Raw genomic sequence first — 17,418 nt, 5'->3', positions numbered from 1 at the left:
ACGCGCTGACGAAGAACAAACCCCGCCGTCATTTTTGCAGTTGTGCGTTCGAAGGTTCTAACGCATTAGCGCTCTCGAGTGCCGCTTGTCAGTTGGCTCGTGATGACGAGTATTCAGCCGGTAATTCCCGGCGTCGCTCTTTCAACTGAATTTCACACAAACCGTGTGATCACGAAAATCCCTGATTTCCGAACGACTCCGAGGCACTCGGTCTGCTTTCTCTGTAGAACCAAATGTATATATGAGATGTGTCCTAGCGATAACTATGGTACAGCCAGCCTTAGTACTACCACCGCAACCTGACGAACGATGGGAACTAGCAAAGCAAATGGGTGTTACGGACGCTGTGATTCACCCGTTAGAGATTGGTAACGACAAAACGACATGGGCGTATGACGAACTCCGACAACTACAAAACTGGCTCGAGAATGCTGGGCTCGAGTTCTCCGTTCTCGAAGGAAGCGTTCCGTTGACCGACCGTATTCGACTCGGTCTCGACGGGCGTGACGAGGATATCGAGGAGTTCAAACAATTCCTTCGAAACTGTGGTGATCTCGGGATCCCCGTCGTCTGTTACGATTGGATGGCCGGCGTTCGCTGGGCGCGTACCGAAGCGCACGTCGAAACTCGCGGAGACTCGCTCGCCACCGGCTACGATAACGCGAAAATGCAGGGCGGGCCGACCGTACCAGCTTCCGAGAAAAGCCACGAGGAGATTTTCGGGGCCCTAGCGTACTTCCTTGAGGAAGTCGTTCCAGTTGCCGAAGAGGCAGACGTCCGACTAGGACTTCATCCCGACGACCCGCCTCGCGAATCGGTTCGTGATGTTCCTCGAATAGCGAACAGCATCGAGAATTACGAACGGATACTGAACGTTGTCGATAGCGAATATAACGGTGTCACGTTCTGCCAAGGAAACTTTGCGGCGATGGGGGTCAACATCCCGTCGACGATCCGTCGATTCGGTGAAAAGATTAACTTCGTTCATTTCCGAGACGTCGAAGGAGATGCCGACCGTTTCGTCGAAACGTGGCACGACAACGGGCCGACGGATATGCACGCAGCGATGACGGCATACGACGAAGCAGTTGACGACAACGTACCGATGCGACCGGATCACGTCCCAACGATGGCCGGAGAAGACAATTCCAATCCCGGTTACCACATGAAGGGGCGTCTCTTCGCTATCGGATACATGCGTGGTCTCTCGGATTCGCTGTAACAGTTCGACTCGAACGATCAACAGTCGTACGGATGATTCCCTATTATGTCATCGTCTAGTTTACCACCTCCGCTACCGTGTATCCATTGAGTGACTGGTGTAGATCCTGATCATCATAGTAGTGTTAGAAATGTCTAATACATTCTCTCACGCTTGATCGACTGTCGACTCAGGAGTTATGGAAGCGCCCAACGCGCATTTTGAGCGTGTAAAACCGTTTTTCGATATGGTTCGCTCTATATAGTCGAGTTGACCGCTCAATTCTAATCGAGAGACGGAAGTTAGATAGCCGTAACCATCGACGAGAAACACAGTGTCGGAAAGATCGTGTTTCACGATCGATGCAGGAACGCAGCAGTTTGATCGGTGCCTCGTCATCTGAAGACTGCGATATCGAGAATCAACTATGAATCGATATATTGTATTATGATCCCAAGACCGGAAACCATCTATTTTGACAGTTGCACTAACAGCGACCTGCGACGGCGTCGCCGCACATTAAGGTGCAACGTTGGGGATGGCGCGTTGTACCCCAGGAACTCATTCCTACCAGCGTGCCGCGGGTGTGAGCATAATTATCATGATCTGGTGTATAAAATCCGTCTTAGCTAAAACCCAGTTATACTGGCAATCTGCCACTTGAGGGCGTTGGTAGCTGGGATTGTAGCAACTCCCGAACTCGAGGATAAGAACGAAGCGCTTCGAGAAACGGTCACCAAGCAAAACGATTTGATCGAAGATCAGCAAGAGCAGTTTGACGGTCTCGAGACGCAACATTGTGGTTGCGGGATCGCCTATTTCTGCTGGATCAGGTCTTTTTCAGTATCGTCGGTTCGCACTGATCGACGGGAACGACTGCTTCTTCGTCAGTCGACTCAAGCCAAATGCGAACCCAACGATCATGGCCGAGTTACGGTAATGGCGCGGCTGCGCCATTCTCTTAGAGGGAAGTAGATCCAGGATATCGTTGATGTCTTGGCATTATTCAGATTAGCTGATTCCAGTAGTATGCATAGATCTACAGCCATGTTTCGGCGGTTTCTGGCTCGGCATTTCGAAAGTAGTTTCTAAACTGGTAGGTAAGTTGTTCTATATCTTAAAAGAGATATTCGACTGCGTTCCAATTACCATATATCTCGTGTCGAAATCGGGGCCATATCGATTGAGTGCAGCTTTGAGCCATGCGCCAGAATCGACGAGAAACACAGCGTCGTTGATGTCGTGCTTCTCGGTAAGCTCGGAGAGAAAGATCGAGGTGATGCCTTTATTTCGCGTTGGAAAGAGCCTAACGTGAAGGTATTCGCTCGTCGCTGGATTGATAGCGGCGTACAGTCAGTAGCGTTGATCGTTGAGGTGGATCACGGTTTCATCGAGTGCGATGTGATACGGCTATTTCCCAGTTATCGGCTGTAAATCGATCTCTGCACCAATTATGAATTGTCGGCCTCGCCTGATTGACACCGAATCCCTCTAAGGAAGAAACAGTATTCGAAAGTGATGATACGCCCAAATGGAGTTGGATACGCAACCGTATCAGTTCGCGCGGTGTTGCCTCCCACTCCACAAACGGTAACCGAACCCGACCGCTAGATCCGTTAAGGCGGTCGAATTCGGACATGGCTACCTAGAATTCCACCGCCTCGTTCCGTTAAATTCTAATCTGAACAGCGTCCACCAACGAGGGCGGAAATCTATTAAGGTAGGTCTTGAACGTATAGACGATGAGTGAGACAATTGATATCTCTCGGGAGTATTCGTTTTCGCCTCCGATCAATATTGCCTCAGTGCTAGATCGACTGGAAATCCAGTATCTGGATGTCCATAAGTCGCGTGCGCTCATCATCTTTGACGGTGTGATTCTCGATCTCGAGTGTTTAGATGGTGAGTTAACTCACCTCGAGCGTGCGGAGATTACCGTCTGCGATTTGCCTTTGAACAGTGACGCTAAAAATGAAACAGAGACTGCACTCGAATTGATCGGTCATTTCAAAAATCAGCTATCAATGAACAATGGTTCCATCTAGTTACTGTAGCAGTCAACAATAGTGTATCAATACATAATAGGGCAGAAAATATTGAAAAACATATATCTGTGAAGAGAGCATAGTCGGATGTTAATGGCCCTTATAGGGAGAGCAGAAGTAGGCCCACCACCGGGGCAAAGTGCTCTGGAAAGCGTTCCTGATATGGAACTTCTTTTTGAAGATATCCGCTCAATAGGGGATGAACCGTGGAAAATGATCGTATGGGCAATGGGCGACAACTTTGAAAAATATGAAAGCGCACTTACTGCAGATCCGACAATTGATTCCTATGATTCTCTAACGAAATTGCCAGAGAAACGTTTGTACCGACTAAGACTGTCAGATGACGGCCAGCGACGGACAATCCATTCGGTTTCCGTAGAACATGATGTCACAATCATCCGTCTTACTGCGACGGCTGAAAAGGAAGAACTCTTAGCTCGATTTCCGTCACGCGATGCAGTTGTTAATTTGCGGGAGGCCTGTCTCGAACGAGATCGGCGGTTTGAATTAATCAGTCTCTATGAAGAAAAATCGGTAAAGAATGATGGGGGCTTTGAAACCCGATACGGTGTTACGACCAGGCAAAAGGAGGCCCTTCTTACTGCTCTTGAGAACGGATATTTCAATGTACCGCGGGAAACAACGATGGAAGAAACCGCCAAGGAACTCGGCATCTCTACATCTGCTCTGTCGACTCGTTTCCGGCGCGGACAGCGAGCACTGCTTCTCAATACGTTAGCCCATGGTGAGACTATTTGAGCTACCCACCGCTAAAGCGGTGGGATTCAGCGCGGACTCCCGTTCCAATCTGGCACTGGGTACATCAGCTGACTGACAGCGTGCTAGACCCGACGACTGTCTCGTCAGTGGATGCCCTCTCGGATTGCGTCATCTTGGGCCGTGTATGGCGTAAGATGCTGACTTCGGCGCAGTTGAAGAGTACGAATTCAGCTAGAGACCATTGATACCGATCAACACGTTCGGGTCTACGAAGAGAGGTCACGCCACTCTGTTCCCGTTGCCGTTTCCAGCTGTTCCAAAAACTTGTCTATGAGTTGATCTTCCGTCCCCGCTGATCGGGGTGCTGTGTCAAGCACATCAATCATTATCCGTCTGGTGGTCTCCAGAGTTCCCTCCCGGATTTCGATATTGATAATCGCCTTTCGAAAGATGACGAACAGTCGATCCGCTTGCACAGTGAGATAGTCGATCTCTTGCCGGTCAAGCGCAGCAGGGAGATCAACGGGTGGCATCAGCTGATATACCGTGGTCGGTGCATCACTCATTAGGGAGAGACTCGCGATGCTCGTATAAGAATGTCCGGCGTCCGCCCGTTCACAGCGGGTATATCGAAGAAGGCCCTGCGCTGGGGCGACGTCGATCTCGACAACAGCGTGATTCTGGTGCTGGCAGAGACTCCAGGGTAGGAGGAAACCGCCCAGCCCGGGCAAGCGGTCGAACTGTTCCGTTGTCTCGAGTACTGTTGGACCCACGTCGGAATCGTGGTCGGTCTTTCCCTCTTGGCACCCGCCGTTGCTGTACGATGTAATTCGAGACACCGGCCACAACACGCCCGACAGCGACCCGTGAGACGACGGCTCGCAGACGAAATCGAACCTACATGAAATGTTCCACGGCGACGACCTGCTGAGTATATCCGAGTAGAGGTTCTCTCCGTCTGGTTGAGCATGCTTTTAGAGTTTATCGATGAGCAGTATTGCTGGGGCGATAAGGAATACCCAGCCAATGAAGTGCCGAGTTCGTCTTCGCTCCCCATCTTATTCGGCCATATCGTGGAGATCGATTAAGCGCTCCGGCTGCCAAAGCGAAACGATCTATAGTGTCTACTGAGAAGGTAGTACTACAGACAGTGAGCAGCGCAAAACAACGGCTCGAAGAGTTGCCACCAAGTGCGAAGTTGGTCTACAAGACGCTGGAATTCGAGGGAGAGTGCACACAGAAAGAACTTGCCAAGGAAACCAGACTCTCAGCACGGACTGTTCGATATGCGATCTCTCGGCTTGAGCAAGAGGAGTTAATCGAGCAACAAGTGTCCTTGCAAGACGCCCGTCAGAAGCGTATTCGCTTGCGGAGTAACCCATAATCCATGTGGTCTTACACGAAATCGATCAGACGGTTCAGTTCCGAACTCGGTTCTGAGCGACTAGCTTGCACTCTCACCTGCTGTTAGCGCTCTGCGCCGTAGACGATCTGCAAGGGTGCCTCATAGTCACAGTCAGGACAGTCGAATCATCGCTGGAGCTTCGCACCATCAGCAGATTTCTGGCCGACGATGACATCGGCATTTGGACACTCTGGACAAGAGAGTTCGGGGGCTGGACGGTCCCGTAGTGCATCCCGAAAGCTGGTCGCTTCTTTTGTTTTGAAGTCTCGCGACCACACTGGATAGCCGTCGACGAGGACCGCTGTCCGCCACTTGTACGCGTAGGTGTCCGGCGTAGGGTGCAGAACGGCTCGCGCTCCAGTCTCTGTGTTTCGATATGCCATCGTGGGTATTCGACTCTCTCGTGTCCAGTTGGTGATTCATGGCATGGTTACTCAGAAATGGACATCTGCCGGCACAATCCAGCATGTCTTGCTCTCGTCAGTATCCTCGAGCAGCAGCTCTAGGCGCTGTTCGGGATCGGTCGTTTCGACCTCGTGAACCGCGTCCTTGAACTGATCGAGAATGTAGTCCAGAAACGCCGCGAGCAGGTCCTCCTTCGTATCGTAATGGTAGTGAATCGCCGCAGTCGACTTTCCGTACTCGTCGGCGATGCGTTTGATCGTGAGATCGGCGTACCCGTGGGTTCGGAGTGCACGGTATGTTGCGCGCATGATCTCCTCGTTTTGGTCGGAGACCGTCTCTTTCGGCGAATTGCCCATTAGATAGACAGTTATGTGGACGGCAGATAACAGTTTTGACCTTCTCGTCAGATACCGAAGTTCTCGCATCGGCTGGGCTGGCACTCACTGGATGGATGCGTGGAATAGAACGACCGTATCGAGACGATTCTCTTTCCAAACCCTTTTGGCTAACTAGTTAGTAAGTATGATACTAACTGATATGAACGACGATGTAGCAACCGATATTTTGCATGCGACACGACGCGCGCTCTGCAAGCACGGATACGCGAATCTCACGCTCCAAGACATCGCTGCCGAAACGGACACGAGCAAAGCCATGATTCACTACTACTACGACAGCAAAGCGGATCTCTTTACGGACTTCCTCGAGTTCCTCTACGAGCAGTATACCGATCGGATCGAGTCGGTCTCCGGCGATAGTCCGGCGGAGCATCTCCGCTCGTTACTCGACGTCCTCCTCACGACCGCCGATACCGATGAGGGTGAGGAATTTCGAACGGCAATGCTGGAAGTGAGCGCGCAGGCCCCCTACGACGACGGGATACGGACGCGACTCGCCACGTTCGACGAGCTCCTGTACGAGGAGCTCCGGACGATCATCGCGAACGGAATCGACGAGGGAGCGTTCGACGAACGCATCGATCCCGACCTGATCGCCGAGTTTCTTACGGCAGCGATCAACGGCGCGCATACGCGTCACGTCGCGGCCAGCGCGTCGATGGATCAGGTCGCCGAGGCGGTGGAGCGATACGTCGAAACACGGCTCGTCGTCACCGGCGCGTCCGAGGAGGTGCACTGATGGGGGTTCGTCGATTCGTCGACTCCCCCTTCAAGGGTCCCGACGAGTTCGATCTCACGTCGGGCGGGATCGGCAAGCCGCTGTTCTGTCTCTCCCTGCCAATCGTCATCATGAACCTCTTCCAGACCGCGTACAATCTCGCGGATACGTTCTGGCTCGGTCGACACAGCACCGATACTCGCATCCGTTTCGGAGACGATTCTCGAGACGTTCGGCAGCGACGACGTCCAGCCGTCACCGACGGCGTACTATTCGTTCGTCGACGGCACGGTGGGGGCTCTCGGTCGCGGCGCCGCTGTGATCGGTGTGACGCTCGCGACGGTCGAGGATCAGCGGCGAGATCATTGATCCAGAGTATCTTGATAGACTATTCGAGGAGAATATCTCAGCTGAGAGTTCAGTCGTATTTCACTATAATGGCTGTCGGGTCACTGTTTGACCAGTATCTATTCACTCGAAACGGGGCGAATCAGCTGAGGTCTTCGCACTCTTATTTATCAATAGCCCTGGAAAGCCTTCTGGCCAATGAGAGTGAGTAATAGTGAGTGACCGTGAAGAGGAAGATTCGGAAACCGAGTTCCGTGAGTCAATTGATCACGCCCCGTCGGGAGCGCCTGCGGTTGGTTGGGCGATCGGCGATCGTTTCTCGACAGAGGAAGTCTTCGTCCGCGTGCTCGCAAGTGCTGAGGACGAGATTGACACCCGCAAACAACAGCTGTTTTTCAGCGGGCTGACGGCCGGCTTTGCCATCGTCCTCACGTTCCTCGGCCATGCGGTCGGCGCGGCCACCTTCCCGGAGAATCCCTTTCTGAGCGCGCTTCTGTATCCGGTCGGATTCATCTACATTATTATCGGCGGCTATCAGCTGTACACCGAAAACACGCTGCCACCGGTCGCGCTTGTCCTGTCCCGTATTGCCAGTTTCCCGATGTTGCTCCGCGTCTGGAGTATCGCGCTGCTTGGCAACGTGATCGGTGCCGCGCTCGGAGCATACGTCCTCGCACACGGGCAGGTCCTCTCGCCTGAGGCAGTCCAAGCTGGTATTGCATTTACCGGTGAAGGGGTTGAGAAGGGCTGGTGGACGGTTTTTAATCGATCGATTTTTGCGGGATGGCTGGTCGCTGGCGTCGTCTGGCTCAACCATGCAGCGCGCGATACGATCTCTCGATTCATTATCATATATTTCATCTTTTATCTGATCGCCGCAGCCGAACTCTATCACGTCGTTACCGCCGCGTGTGAAGTGCTCTTCTTTCTGTTTGTCACTGGATCAGCGCCGGTTACTGTTGTGTTCGAGTTTTGGCTACCGATCCTTCTCGGAAACACGATCGGCGGTGTGTTCCTGTTCACCTTAGTAAACTATGCACAGACTGAGCAGCGTCGCTTTCCCTCCATCCGAGAACTCGATACACGTGAACTGTTGTTCGGTTGGCACGGGGGCACCAAGCAACGATCTGATTCCAGTGAGCCGGCCTATCAATACTTCGAGAAGAAAGACTGACCGACGAGCGACTTCCCGAGGTTGACCGGGACAGCGTTCCTGATCTGTTTTGTGGTCTGGGTCTTGTTCCCAGTAAAGTCGTAGCCCTCCGGGATGCCTTGAGCTGCGGCGAGCTCCCGCGGCTGGAGCATCCGGTAGCGGAGATCGAGCCCCCACGGATAGAAGTCTGGGATGCACAGCGCGTGCCGATCCTTGGTTGTCACCGTCGGGAGTGGTTTATCGATGGACTGCACGTCAGAGTTGCCGTAGTATTCGACCAGGAACGGACGGGCGAGGTACGGTTCGAAACCGGTAGCGGTGACCGTCGGGTACGGCTCTCCGATATGTGGTCCTCATTCTCCCAGCTCTGACTATCAAACATTGGTTGAGGACCAGTGTCATGACACATAAAAACATCGATCATATGTCGCATGTAGTGATAAGTATGTGACAGACGCCGCCCTCTGAGAGGACGAAATTAATGATGATGTTCGACTCTCGATCCGTTTACTTGCCGTCACATGAGATGTATCCTCGGACGACCCGCATTTCAAATATGGATGAGGATATCGTCATCGTCGACTATGCAATCAAACGTGCCGATACGCTGTCCGGACGCCTCATGTTCGTCTGTCTTGAGAACCCATTTCTCGAGGCGCCAGAGACAGAAAGCACTCCTCTTCTTCTAGAGTAACGTGGGAGTCCTGGTTAACACTATAATCCCTAAACGCCTAATCCAGAACCTCTGTGTAACTGTCATCCTCTTAACTAATGTTCTCATACTTTCCTGTATGTATACTAATAACCATTGGCTTCTCCCCAATCTATATTTGAATTGTATCTATCTCATGAGAATATCTGGAATGCACATTCGTAGTTACCGAATATAAAAATCTATATTAATAGTTTTCCTATAGAAAAATAGATGCGATGTCCAAAACCAACACTCTATTTACAACAGTATGAATGTAAGGGGATAGAAGTGACGTTCGAAGCCACCGAACAAATGGTGAAATATCGACATGGAGAATTAATAGGTCCATGATCCACATACGCATGCTCAGAACGACGGTACTCGTCGATACGGGTTCGTCTGCCGTTCGTGATGTTTACTGCTCGGCACACTGGCCTCACGACACCCAGACTGGCCGTCGGGTCGTCCCGCGAAACACCGAGAAACCCGAGAGTCTCGCCGGTGACAAGGGCTATGACGACCAGTCACTTCGAGACGCCCTCCGGTCGGAGGTCGTCCGGCTACTGCTGCGTCACCGGCTGTTCGCTCACTACGATCTGCACACAACGTCCGGTTGGACAGCGAGTTGTACGGCCAGCGCTGGATGGCTGAACCGTCTCTCAGCCATCGAGCGTCAATTCGGCTCCGCTGTCCATCCCCACGCATGGTACCGCGAGTTCCGCCAGCTTGTGCTGACCGCCGCTGTCTACGCCCTCGAACAGGTAGTCAAAAGCAATCCTTACACCCTCCGTGGATTCAACGGCGCAGAGGAATCCATTGTTCGAGGAACTTACCGGCCCAGACGATCAGATTTCGGCGGCCGATATGGAAACACTTGCGCTCAAGCTTCTCTCGGAGCTGCCGATGGAAGCGAATGGCGGGTTCTTCTCAATCTCTCAGTCACGCTTCTCCCGACCAACGGTGTCGTCGGAATTGACGCCTCCGGCTTTGACCGCAGTCACGCCTCAAAGCACTACACGAAACGAACGAAGCCGACGATTCAGCAGTTGAAAGTTACACTTCTCGTGGACACGAGCGTGAACGCGATCATCGACTTACACGTGACAACAAGAAAACATGACTCACAGATCGCGCCGTCGCTCATCAAGCGAAATACCGGTGAAGTAGCGATTCTCCTCGGCGACAAGGGATACGATGACCAGAAGGTTCGCGTGTTAGCCCGTGAACACGTCGTTCGTCCGCTCATCAAGCACCGCGAGTTTTCATCGCTCCACAAAGCGTGGAACACTCGGTTGGATGCCGATCTCTATGCCCAACGGAGCCAGAGTGAAACGGTGAACTCCCGTCTCAAGCGAAAATATGGTGCATTCGTCCGTTCACGACGCTGGTGAAAACAGTTTCGGGAACTCGTTGTCGGCTGTCTCACTCACAACATCGATAAGGTACTCTGAACGTTAGATATAGGTGCACTATTTAGTGGTTAATATAACTAACTTTGCCAAATGATCTGCCACCCGAGCCAGTAGCTATCGGAAGGTATAGTCCAACTGAGTAAGTAGATGAACGCTAAGATGTCGTGGCCGCTCTTGATACTGGCTGGACTGTTTGAGATCGGATGGGCAATTGGACTCGAATATTCGGACGGTCTCTCAAAACCAGTACCGACGCTCGGTACCGCTGTTGCCCTCATCATTAGTATGGTACTGTTGGCGCAGGCAATCAAAGACCTCCCCATCGGCACGGCATACGCTGTCTGGACTGGTATCGGTGCTGTTGGGACAGCATCGCTTGGGATTATCCTGTTTGATGAACCTGCAACCCTTGCCCGAATAGGGTTCATCAGCATTATTCTCGTTGGTATCGTCGGCCTCCACTTCGTTTCTGGTGGTTCGGCTTCGGCATAGTGGATACTCTATTGTTGATGACCTTGGGCGTACCGAGAATTGAGCGACCGATTCCGAGTTCTTCAAATCCTTCGCCAAGTTATCCAACTGTATGGACAACGACGACTCTCACGACCATGTCGTCCCCGGAAGTGAGGAAGATCTTGATACGCCTGACGTTAATGGCTATGACTTTCGCGGCGAATTCGACTTCCACGAAATGCTCGACTCCTATGCGACAACAGGATTCCAAGCAACACAACTTGCAGAAGCCATCGATATTGCAGAACGCATGCAGGAAGCGGACGCGACAGTCTATCTCACATTCACGTCGAATATCATCTCGTCGGGGTTGCGCGAGACCGTCGCCTATCTCGTCCGAGAAGGGTACGTGGACGTTCTCATCACGACATCTGGGTCGCTAACTGAGGATGTCATTAAGACAGCGAAACCGTTTAAGATGGGTGACTGGGACGCAGATGAAGCAGCACTTCGGGAGCAAGGCATCAACCGACTTGGAAACATCTTCGTCCCCTCTGATCGATACGTATGGCTGGAGGAATATCTATACGATTTCTTCGATGATTTCTTCGCGGAGGAGAAAGTTCGGACACCAACCGCATTCGCACGTGAATTAGGGGAAACGCTTGACGACGAGGATTCGGTCTTGAAGCAAGCGGCAGACAATGACGTCCCCGTATACTGTCCGGCATTGACCGACGCTGAGGTGGGGAACTTCCTCTACTATTATCGCCAAGGCTACGATTCAGACGTCGGGATCGAGATTCTGGACGACTACGACTCGCTCATTGAAGACGGGTTGCTCGCGGACACGACGGGGCTCATCGCGGTCGGTGGTGGCGTACCAAAACACCATGCTATCATGACAAACCTCTTCCGCGGTGGGGCTGATTACGTCGTCTACATCTCGACGGGGATGGAAGGAGATGGATCGCTGTCGGGTGCACCACCAAACGAGGCGGTCTCATGGGGGAAAATCAAGGAGGTGCGAGCAAACTACACACAGGTTGAGGCAGAGGCAACACTGGTCTTCCCACTACTCGTGGCAGGAGCATTCCACTGACCCCCTCCCACCCCTGATAGGATGATTCCCCGGTGGGGAGATTAGAATTGCGCGTTTCCTCAGCATACGCAAGATGCGCTGAACGCACTTAACCACGCATGGCACCCCTGCCTGATAAGGTCACGAGTCCGACTACGAGAAGGGCGTAACTGTTTCTGTCGGCCACCTCTTGTGCGCTCCCGCCCTAATAAGCACCGATCAGGAAAGTGTTCGGACTTCCCGAACGGGGATGAGACAACGAGTACGAATTCACGCGCGAACTGGCTTCGTTGCTCAAGAACAGCCATTCAGTGAAGGCCGAGTGCGGGAGCAGCTTGGTTGCTGCCCGCCTGTCCGAGCGAGGGGTAATCACTCAGGTCGAGTTCAACAAATTGCATTCTCACGCCCCCGACGCCGGTAATCCAGATATCGCCTTTACTACGAGAGTGACCCGTTCCCCCGACTGTACGCCGATTCGGTGACAGACCGTGTATACAGATGAGCAAGGCGAGTGCCTCGGGGCTTGACCCCGAGGCAGTTCACGAGAATTCCCGGCCCGTTGATCTGGAAGGACCCGAACATGGTGTCGTCCGCGACCTCGTCGTCGAACAAGCGGCTGAGGCAATCAAACACAGGTCCCACGTCGATCTCGTCATCCACGAGATACACGGCCATCCCGTCGACTACCGCTACGACGAACTCGAGGCGGCCTTCGAATGTGCCGCGCTCGAGTGGGACCGCGTCGGTCAGTGCGGCTGTGGCGGCCACGTGACGTGCGTCCACCTCCAATACCGTGGCGTACCGTCGATCTCTGTAGCGAAAGTCGACCGCGGTTTTGCGGGGACAGAAGTCTATTTGTGAACTGATACTCGTTGTCAACCGTCGGTATCATCAGTGTTCGGGACTACCCGAAACGGACGCATCATGTCATAATCTTCGTGCTCGATCATGTGGCAGTGCCACATGTACTCGCCCGTCTGGTCGTTGAACAGTCCTTCGTACTCCCCGAAGTGGACGAGTACGTGAACCACCTCTGCGGGGTCGACGGTGACCACGTCGTTCCAACCCAGTTCATACGGTTGGGGCGACTCGAGCGAGTCCGGATCGATGCCGTTCGTCTCTGAATCGTAGTCGCTCAGCGGTTCTCGTCCCAACACGTTGAAGTGGACTAGGTGGAGGTGCATCGGGTGAGACATGCCGGTATTGTTGGCGAGGCTCCAGATTTCGGTCGTCCCGAGCTCTGGTTCCTCGGTGACGGGGTCGTCGAGCGCGTACCCCGACGGCTGGTCCTGGTTCCCGAGGAGGTGTTTCATCCGCCCGTACTCGTCGCTTCCTGGGGCCAGCGTGAGGTGTCGGTGTCGATCGACCGACTCGACCGGCAGGTCGGGTACATCGGTCAACGTATCGGGTACCGTCCCGGAATCCTCGCCAGTCGCCGAATCCGCGACGTCGACGAGCATGATTTCCGGAAGCGGTTTCGTCTCGTCGCTGTCCTCGAGAGAGCCGCGGTACAGCGACGGCGCGTCGTTGTGGAGGAGCACCGTCTCCCCCGCGTAGTCGGAGAAGTCGACGACGACGTCGGCACGCTGTCCTGGACCGATTTCGAGGCGGTCGTCGAGTTCAACCGGTTCCGAGAGGAGACCGCCGTCGTTCCCGATCTGGACGAATGACGGGCCGTCGCTGCTAGTCTCGGCCGACGACTCGTCGTACTCGAGCAGCTTGAGGTTGTAGTAGCGGCTGTTGGACCCGTTGAGCATTCGGAACCGATACGTTCTCGGATCGACGGAGAGCCGGGGCCAGGCCTTTCCGTTGACGACCGGCACGTCCCCGTAGAATTCCGGAACGATGCTCGGCTCGGGATAGGAATCGTCACCGCCTCGGTCCTCCGAAACGGCCGACGGATAGAATAACGAGCCGTCCTCGTTGACGCTCCGGTCCTGCAACACGAGCGGGATCTCGTACTCGCCGTCGGGCAGCCCGAGTTCCCGCTCGTGGTCGTTCCGGAGGAGATAGAACCCCGCGAGACCGGCGTAGACGTTCAGCCGCGTGATGCCGATCGCGTGGTCGTGATACCACAGGGTCGCCGGCGGCTGGTCGTTGACGTAGTAGTAGTCCTTTTTCTCGAAGCTGGGGCCCGTCTTCGCAAAGTCGCGAGTGAACCACGCCTGCGCATGGCCGTCGCTCGCGGCTTCGACGTTCCCGCCGTGGAGGTGCGTGACGGTTCGGACGCCGTCGATACCGTACGGGACCATCTCCTCGTGAACCGTCGTGTCGACGGGGAGGAGGTGTTCGTCCGGGAGGTTGTTCTGCCACTGCACGTAGATCGGCTCCCCCTGTTCGGCTTCAATGGTCGGTCCGGGAAACTGACCGTCGTATCCCCAGACGGTCGTCGTCGGGAGGTCGCTGTGGAGTTCCTGTTCGACCTCGCTCATCTCGATCTCGTAATATGGCTGGCCGTCCTTCGTCTCGGTCGGTTCCGCGACGCCCGGACGCGGTACCTCGTCGACCCACTTCTCGAGGTCCGGCGACGAGTGGGCCGCGACGGTCGTCGCGCTCGCCGTCTCGGTATCGGACGGCGTGTTATCCGTCGCACAGCCCGCGAGGGCCGAGACGCCCGAAACGCCGGCTGCTAGGAGGAGCTTTCGCCGCGAGACACCCGTTCGGGCCAGTTCAGTACGCTCGTTCACAGGCGTCCGTATGAGTGCACGTCGAATAGGGGGTCAGCCGATTCCTACCGGGTGGGAACCGGGAAGATACTACGTCTACTAGCAGGAGGACGGCCGGGTTCGGAACTACTCGTCGAACGTAGAGGCGGTCGTCGATCCAACCGTGAAACGCGAGCGCAGGCTCGTAGATCTCGTCGCCGACGGGGACTCGGTCGATCCCGAAGCGCGCTACTCGGTCGCGACGTTCACCCGTCTCGGTGATCCCGAACGGGATCTCGGGAACTGCGGCTTCCCCTTCCGAGACGTCCGCGTTGAGGACGGCGTCGTTCCGGTCGACGTCATCGTCGACTACCTCGAGGACCACTCACCGATCGAGTACGGGGAACTAGAACTCGTTCGGACGCCCGCCGACAGCGGGGACGTACTCGTGCCCATCTTGAGTGAGTTCCTCGAGCAGTTCGATGAGCGCGTCACTCCGGTTGTGGAAACTCATGTCTGTGCCCGTTCCGTCTCCCGGTAAGTGACGCCGAGGTCGAGGTCGTCGTACATTCGGTCGAGCATCGCGAGCGCCGACTGGAACTGGGTGTAGTGCTCGCGCATATACTCGATTGTCTCCGTTCTCGGGACCACCGGGTAGCCTTCGACGTGCTCAATTTCGAGTGCCGGTTGTGGATCGAGGACGATCTGCAGCGGTCCTGCCAGCTCGTCTCGGGGCAGCCGGTCGAACGCGGTGGGAAGGTCGAACGACTCGAAAAACGCCTCCCAGGCGTCGACGTTCTGCTCACGGACGGCAAGGAATAGCGGATAGTCGTCGGGATCACGACCGACTTGGTAGCCACCCTGTGTCCACACATAGACGGCGTCGATCCGTGTGAACGCAAACGGCCAGTCACCGAACTGGGGGAGGACGTAGGGCTCCTCGATGGAGGGTCTGACGCCGGCGCTGGCAGCGACGAGCTCGCGTGCTGCGTCTCTCACTCGGTCGTCGACGAAGTCACTCAACTGCTCCAGCAAGTTCAGTTCGACATCGACGACGACGCGCACTTTCTCAAGTTTGTCCGCGAGACGGGCTACACGACCGACGCCGAGCGCTACGGCTGGTCGTTCGTCTTCGAGGACTTCCTCGCCGACGAGGACCGCAGCCACGCGATACAGAACGTAGACGAAGCCCCTAGTGGGTCGCCGTAGAAGCGATCTGGTTACGACCGTACGGATCGAGTGCCAGTATGTTAGCAGATAAAGAGTTGTTCAAACACCCAGTGACGCATAATATCTGATGCGTAGCACTCAAGAAAGATAAGCACAGCCGCAGGAAGCCAAATTCAATCTAAGAATCAAACGTTGAATCTACTTTCAAGTTGGGTTGCAAGATGTTCAGATACACGAATAAGATATGCTGTGCCCCATGTCGCAACAAGGAGTGCTCCAACGGTATTGAAGAGAAGATCCGAGATCGTGTCATTAATCCCATGCTGGGCAAGAACGGGATCAAGTCCAAAGAGAAGAGCGCCTTGATCAGTAAAGAACTCGAGTAGTTCCCAGATGACGCCCATCGCCAGAACGAATACAAGCGTAAATATAAACATCGCCCATGAAGGGAGGTGAATCGCTGTCGCGTGGAGATGTATGGCCCGAAGCGTCGTGTACCCTGCCGCAGCAACAACCGTAGCAGAGAGAGTATGTGTGAGTGTATCCCAGGACGGGATTATGCCATAGAATCCAATAGATCCGAGTGCATGGAGAAACACGGCACTTGTGATCCATAATGCGAGTCCCGGCTCTATCGGAATGCCGTAATCCCGCCCCAATACGGCAGGGATGAACGTGATTGCAAGAGCGACCGTGGCGTTGATGAAGAGGGACAATTGTTGAGTCCAGATTCCGTATACAAGAACGAGACTAAGAATAATCTGCATCGTTAATGCTACCTGACGCTGTCGCGCCGTCGAAACGTGTAGGCGTTCACTGAGAACCGCTGATTCGGCAGGAGTTTTCCTTTCAGGAGGAGATGGGGCCACCATTCGAGAAACGGGCTGTTGGGAGACCTGCTGAAAGTATCGGTAAAAGATCATTCCGGCAACTAAGCCTGCGGTAGTGACGTAGAAGAACTCGATCATCAACGATGCATTGATCGCATCCTGCGTGCGACCGTCGAGCAGGAACGATGTTTCGAAGAGGATATCGGATACCCAGCGAAGGAGATTCAATGCGCATGCCATTGCCAGCGTAAATAATACCGTCAGAACGATGGTGAACCACGGAACTAATCGGAGAGACGTAAATCGGTGCAGATTAACCATGAGTAACAATCCGAGCGTGGCGAGTGCGAGGCTCGGGAAGAAAGTCGTCACAGGGACAGTAGGGACGAACGTTCCCAAGAGAACGGGAAGACAGACTAAGACGAGAAAATACCACGGGGGCATCACTGTCAGATCTCGAAACATGAGGACTGGAACAAGAATGATCACTACCGCAATGAGACTGAACAGTACCGCTTCGTAGCGGCCGATCATCATTCCGATAACGGCACTACTGGCGAGGACTAAAACGCATATCCATGAACGGAGAACATTTATGATCGATTCGCTAAATAACGTAGCGAGTCTATCGTCATCACTCATAAGGTGGAAGTCGCTACTGATACACGAAGATAGGAGTTAAGAATTCTGCTGGCATTCTTGGAACTGAGATAACGTTCGTAACAGTAACTGGTGGT

At 54.2% G+C, this 17,418-nt stretch carries 16 protein-coding genes and 8 pseudogenes; 15 read left to right on the top strand and 9 right to left on the bottom strand.

Going from position 1 to position 17,418, the window contains the following annotated elements; translation table 11 throughout:
* Nucleotides 1-265 precede the first annotated feature (265 nt).
* Nucleotides 266-1,222, top strand: a complete 957-nt coding sequence (locus tag WD430_RS21100; RefSeq protein ID WP_339106317.1) for a mannonate dehydratase — start codon at nucleotides 266-268, stop codon at nucleotides 1,220-1,222.
* Between the two features lie 55 nt (nucleotides 1,223-1,277).
* Here the strand turns inward: WD430_RS21100 and WD430_RS21095 are convergent.
* Nucleotides 1,278-1,714, bottom strand: a pseudogene (locus tag WD430_RS21095) (IS6 family transposase); the annotation flags it as partial.
* A 287-nt stretch (nucleotides 1,715-2,001) separates the two neighbouring features.
* Here WD430_RS21095 and WD430_RS21090 point away from each other — a divergent pair.
* Nucleotides 2,002-2,203, top strand: a pseudogene (locus WD430_RS21090) (IS4 family transposase); the annotation flags it as partial.
* A 37-nt stretch (nucleotides 2,204-2,240) separates the two neighbouring features.
* Here WD430_RS21090 and WD430_RS21085 read toward each other — a convergent pair.
* Nucleotides 2,241-2,840: pseudogene (locus WD430_RS21085) on the bottom strand (IS6 family transposase).
* Between the two features lie 103 nt (nucleotides 2,841-2,943).
* On the opposite strand from WD430_RS21085, the gene WD430_RS21080 reads away from it, so the two are divergent.
* Both WD430_RS21080 and WD430_RS21075 read left to right on the top strand, forming a co-directional pair.
* Nucleotides 2,944-3,246 carry a hypothetical protein gene (locus WD430_RS21080; protein WP_339106316.1) on the top strand — a complete coding sequence of 101 codons (303 nt, stop codon included), beginning with the start codon at nucleotides 2,944-2,946 and terminating at the stop codon, nucleotides 3,244-3,246.
* 93 nt (nucleotides 3,247-3,339) lie between these two features.
* Nucleotides 3,340-4,008, top strand: coding sequence for a helix-turn-helix domain-containing protein (locus WD430_RS21075; RefSeq protein ID WP_339106315.1), 669 nt, complete (start codon nucleotides 3,340-3,342; stop codon nucleotides 4,006-4,008).
* A 227-nt stretch (nucleotides 4,009-4,235) separates the two neighbouring features.
* On the opposite strand, the gene WD430_RS21070 is transcribed toward WD430_RS21075, so the two are convergent.
* Entirely contained in the window at nucleotides 4,236-4,535 is a 300-nt protein-coding gene (locus WD430_RS21070; protein ID WP_339106314.1) for a hypothetical protein, read from the bottom strand.
* Between the two features lie 554 nt (nucleotides 4,536-5,089).
* Here WD430_RS21070 and WD430_RS21065 point away from each other — a divergent pair.
* A complete protein-coding gene (locus WD430_RS21065) occupies nucleotides 5,090-5,353 on the top strand; it encodes a helix-turn-helix domain-containing protein (protein WP_339106313.1) in 264 nt (87 codons plus the stop codon).
* An 83-nt stretch (nucleotides 5,354-5,436) separates the two neighbouring features.
* Here the strand turns inward: WD430_RS21065 and WD430_RS21060 are convergent.
* Nucleotides 5,437-5,757: pseudogene (locus WD430_RS21060) on the bottom strand (hypothetical protein).
* A 105-nt stretch (nucleotides 5,758-5,862) separates the two neighbouring features.
* Nucleotides 5,863-6,135: pseudogene (locus WD430_RS21055) on the bottom strand (TetR/AcrR family transcriptional regulator); the annotation flags it as partial.
* A gap of 181 nt (nucleotides 6,136-6,316) precedes the next feature.
* Between WD430_RS21055 and WD430_RS21050 the strand changes: the two are divergent.
* The 4 genes and pseudogenes from WD430_RS21050 to WD430_RS21040 all read left to right on the top strand — a co-directional run bounded on the left by WD430_RS21050 (nucleotide 6,317) and on the right by WD430_RS21040 (nucleotide 8,417).
* Nucleotides 6,317-6,916, top strand: a complete 600-nt coding sequence (locus WD430_RS21050; protein ID WP_339106312.1) for a TetR/AcrR family transcriptional regulator — start codon at nucleotides 6,317-6,319, stop codon at nucleotides 6,914-6,916.
* Nucleotides 6,916-7,092: pseudogene (locus WD430_RS21045) on the top strand (MATE family efflux transporter); the annotation flags it as partial. The gene WD430_RS21050 and the pseudogene WD430_RS21045, both read left to right, overlap by 1 nt.
* 152 nt (nucleotides 7,093-7,244) lie before the next feature.
* Complete coding sequence (locus WD430_RS22655; protein ID WP_407067161.1) at nucleotides 7,245-7,355, top strand: HalOD1 output domain-containing protein; 111 nt, start codon at nucleotides 7,245-7,247, stop codon at nucleotides 7,353-7,355.
* Nucleotides 7,356-7,457: 102 nt separating this feature from the next.
* The gene (locus WD430_RS21040; RefSeq protein ID WP_339106311.1) at nucleotides 7,458-8,417 is read left to right on the top strand and encodes a formate/nitrite transporter family protein; all 960 of its coding nucleotides are present in this window, start codon (nucleotides 7,458-7,460) and stop codon (nucleotides 8,415-8,417) included.
* Here the strand turns inward: WD430_RS21040 and WD430_RS21035 are convergent.
* Entirely contained in the window at nucleotides 8,393-8,620 is a 228-nt protein-coding gene (locus WD430_RS21035) for a DNA cytosine methyltransferase (protein ID WP_339106310.1), read from the bottom strand. The two genes, WD430_RS21040 and WD430_RS21035, sit on opposite strands and share 25 nt — an antisense overlap.
* A 332-nt stretch (nucleotides 8,621-8,952) precedes the next feature.
* Here WD430_RS21035 and WD430_RS21030 point away from each other — a divergent pair, with 332 nt between their 5' ends.
* The 5 genes and pseudogenes from WD430_RS21030 to WD430_RS21010 all read left to right on the top strand — a co-directional run bounded on the left by WD430_RS21030 (nucleotide 8,953) and on the right by WD430_RS21010 (nucleotide 12,897).
* Complete coding sequence (locus tag WD430_RS21030) at nucleotides 8,953-9,090, top strand: hypothetical protein (RefSeq protein ID WP_339106309.1); 138 nt, start codon at nucleotides 8,953-8,955, stop codon at nucleotides 9,088-9,090.
* Nucleotides 9,091-9,992: 902 nt separating this feature from the next.
* Nucleotides 9,993-10,481: pseudogene (locus WD430_RS21025) on the top strand (transposase); the annotation flags it as partial.
* 180 nt (nucleotides 10,482-10,661) lie between these two features.
* Entirely contained in the window at nucleotides 10,662-10,994 is a 333-nt protein-coding gene (locus WD430_RS21020; RefSeq protein WP_339106327.1) for a multidrug efflux SMR transporter, read from the top strand.
* Between the two features lie 91 nt (nucleotides 10,995-11,085).
* Nucleotides 11,086-12,057 carry a deoxyhypusine synthase gene (locus WD430_RS21015; RefSeq protein WP_339106308.1) on the top strand — a complete coding sequence of 324 codons (972 nt, stop codon included), beginning with the start codon at nucleotides 11,086-11,088 and terminating at the stop codon, nucleotides 12,055-12,057.
* Nucleotides 12,058-12,534: 477 nt separating this feature from the next.
* The gene (locus WD430_RS21010; protein WP_339106307.1) at nucleotides 12,535-12,897 is read left to right on the top strand and encodes a CGCGG family rSAM-modified RiPP protein; all 363 of its coding nucleotides are present in this window, start codon (nucleotides 12,535-12,537) and stop codon (nucleotides 12,895-12,897) included.
* Between the two features lie 14 nt (nucleotides 12,898-12,911).
* Here WD430_RS21010 and WD430_RS21005 read toward each other — a convergent pair whose 3' ends face one another.
* Nucleotides 12,912-14,723, bottom strand: coding sequence for a multicopper oxidase (locus WD430_RS21005; protein ID WP_339106306.1), 1,812 nt, complete (start codon nucleotides 14,721-14,723; stop codon nucleotides 12,912-12,914).
* A gap of 82 nt (nucleotides 14,724-14,805) precedes the next feature.
* Here WD430_RS21005 and WD430_RS21000 point away from each other — a divergent pair.
* A pseudogene (locus tag WD430_RS21000) lies at nucleotides 14,806-15,123 on the top strand (bifunctional metallophosphatase/5'-nucleotidase); the annotation flags it as partial.
* Nucleotides 15,124-15,191: 68 nt separating this feature from the next.
* Here the strand turns inward: WD430_RS21000 and WD430_RS20995 are convergent.
* Both WD430_RS20995 and WD430_RS20990 read right to left on the bottom strand, forming a co-directional pair.
* The gene (locus tag WD430_RS20995; protein ID WP_339106305.1) at nucleotides 15,192-15,848 is read right to left on the bottom strand and encodes an RNA polymerase subunit sigma-70; all 657 of its coding nucleotides are present in this window, start codon (nucleotides 15,846-15,848) and stop codon (nucleotides 15,192-15,194) included.
* 188 nt (nucleotides 15,849-16,036) lie between these two features.
* On the bottom strand, nucleotides 16,037-17,323 hold the full coding sequence (locus tag WD430_RS20990; protein WP_339106304.1) for a hypothetical protein: 1,287 nt from the start codon (nucleotides 17,321-17,323) through the stop codon (nucleotides 16,037-16,039).
* Nucleotides 17,324-17,418 lie beyond the last annotated feature (95 nt).

The organism is Haloterrigena sp. KLK7, from assembly GCF_037914945.1.
Taxonomy (GTDB): Archaea; Halobacteriota; Halobacteria; order Halobacteriales; family Natrialbaceae; genus Haloterrigena; species Haloterrigena salinisoli.
This window is presented reverse-complemented; position numbering and strand designations above follow the sequence as displayed.

What these genes read in the sequence shown, in the direction of transcription:
- WD430_RS21100 (WP_339106317.1), top strand. Translation starts at nt 266, where the DNA reads ATGGTACAGCCAGCCTTAGTACTACCACCGCAACCTGACGAACGATGG.
- WD430_RS21080 (WP_339106316.1), top strand. Translation starts at nt 2,944, where the DNA reads ATGAGTGAGACAATTGATATCTCTCGGGAGTATTCGTTTTCGCCTCCG.
- WD430_RS21075 (WP_339106315.1), top strand. Translation starts at nt 3,340, where the DNA reads ATGGCCCTTATAGGGAGAGCAGAAGTAGGCCCACCACCGGGGCAAAGT.
- WD430_RS21070 (WP_339106314.1), bottom strand. Translation starts at nt 4,535, where the DNA reads ATGAGTGATGCACCGACCACGGTATATCAGCTGATGCCACCCGTTGAT.
- WD430_RS21050 (WP_339106312.1), top strand. Translation starts at nt 6,317, where the DNA reads ATGAACGACGATGTAGCAACCGATATTTTGCATGCGACACGACGCGCG.
- WD430_RS21030 (WP_339106309.1), top strand. Translation starts at nt 8,953, where the DNA reads ATGGATGAGGATATCGTCATCGTCGACTATGCAATCAAACGTGCCGAT.
- WD430_RS21020 (WP_339106327.1), top strand. Translation starts at nt 10,662, where the DNA reads ATGTCGTGGCCGCTCTTGATACTGGCTGGACTGTTTGAGATCGGATGG.
- WD430_RS21015 (WP_339106308.1), top strand. Translation starts at nt 11,086, where the DNA reads ATGGACAACGACGACTCTCACGACCATGTCGTCCCCGGAAGTGAGGAA.
- WD430_RS21010 (WP_339106307.1), top strand. Translation starts at nt 12,535, where the DNA reads ATGAGCAAGGCGAGTGCCTCGGGGCTTGACCCCGAGGCAGTTCACGAG.
- WD430_RS20990 (WP_339106304.1), bottom strand. Translation starts at nt 17,323, where the DNA reads ATGAGTGATGACGATAGACTCGCTACGTTATTTAGCGAATCGATCATA.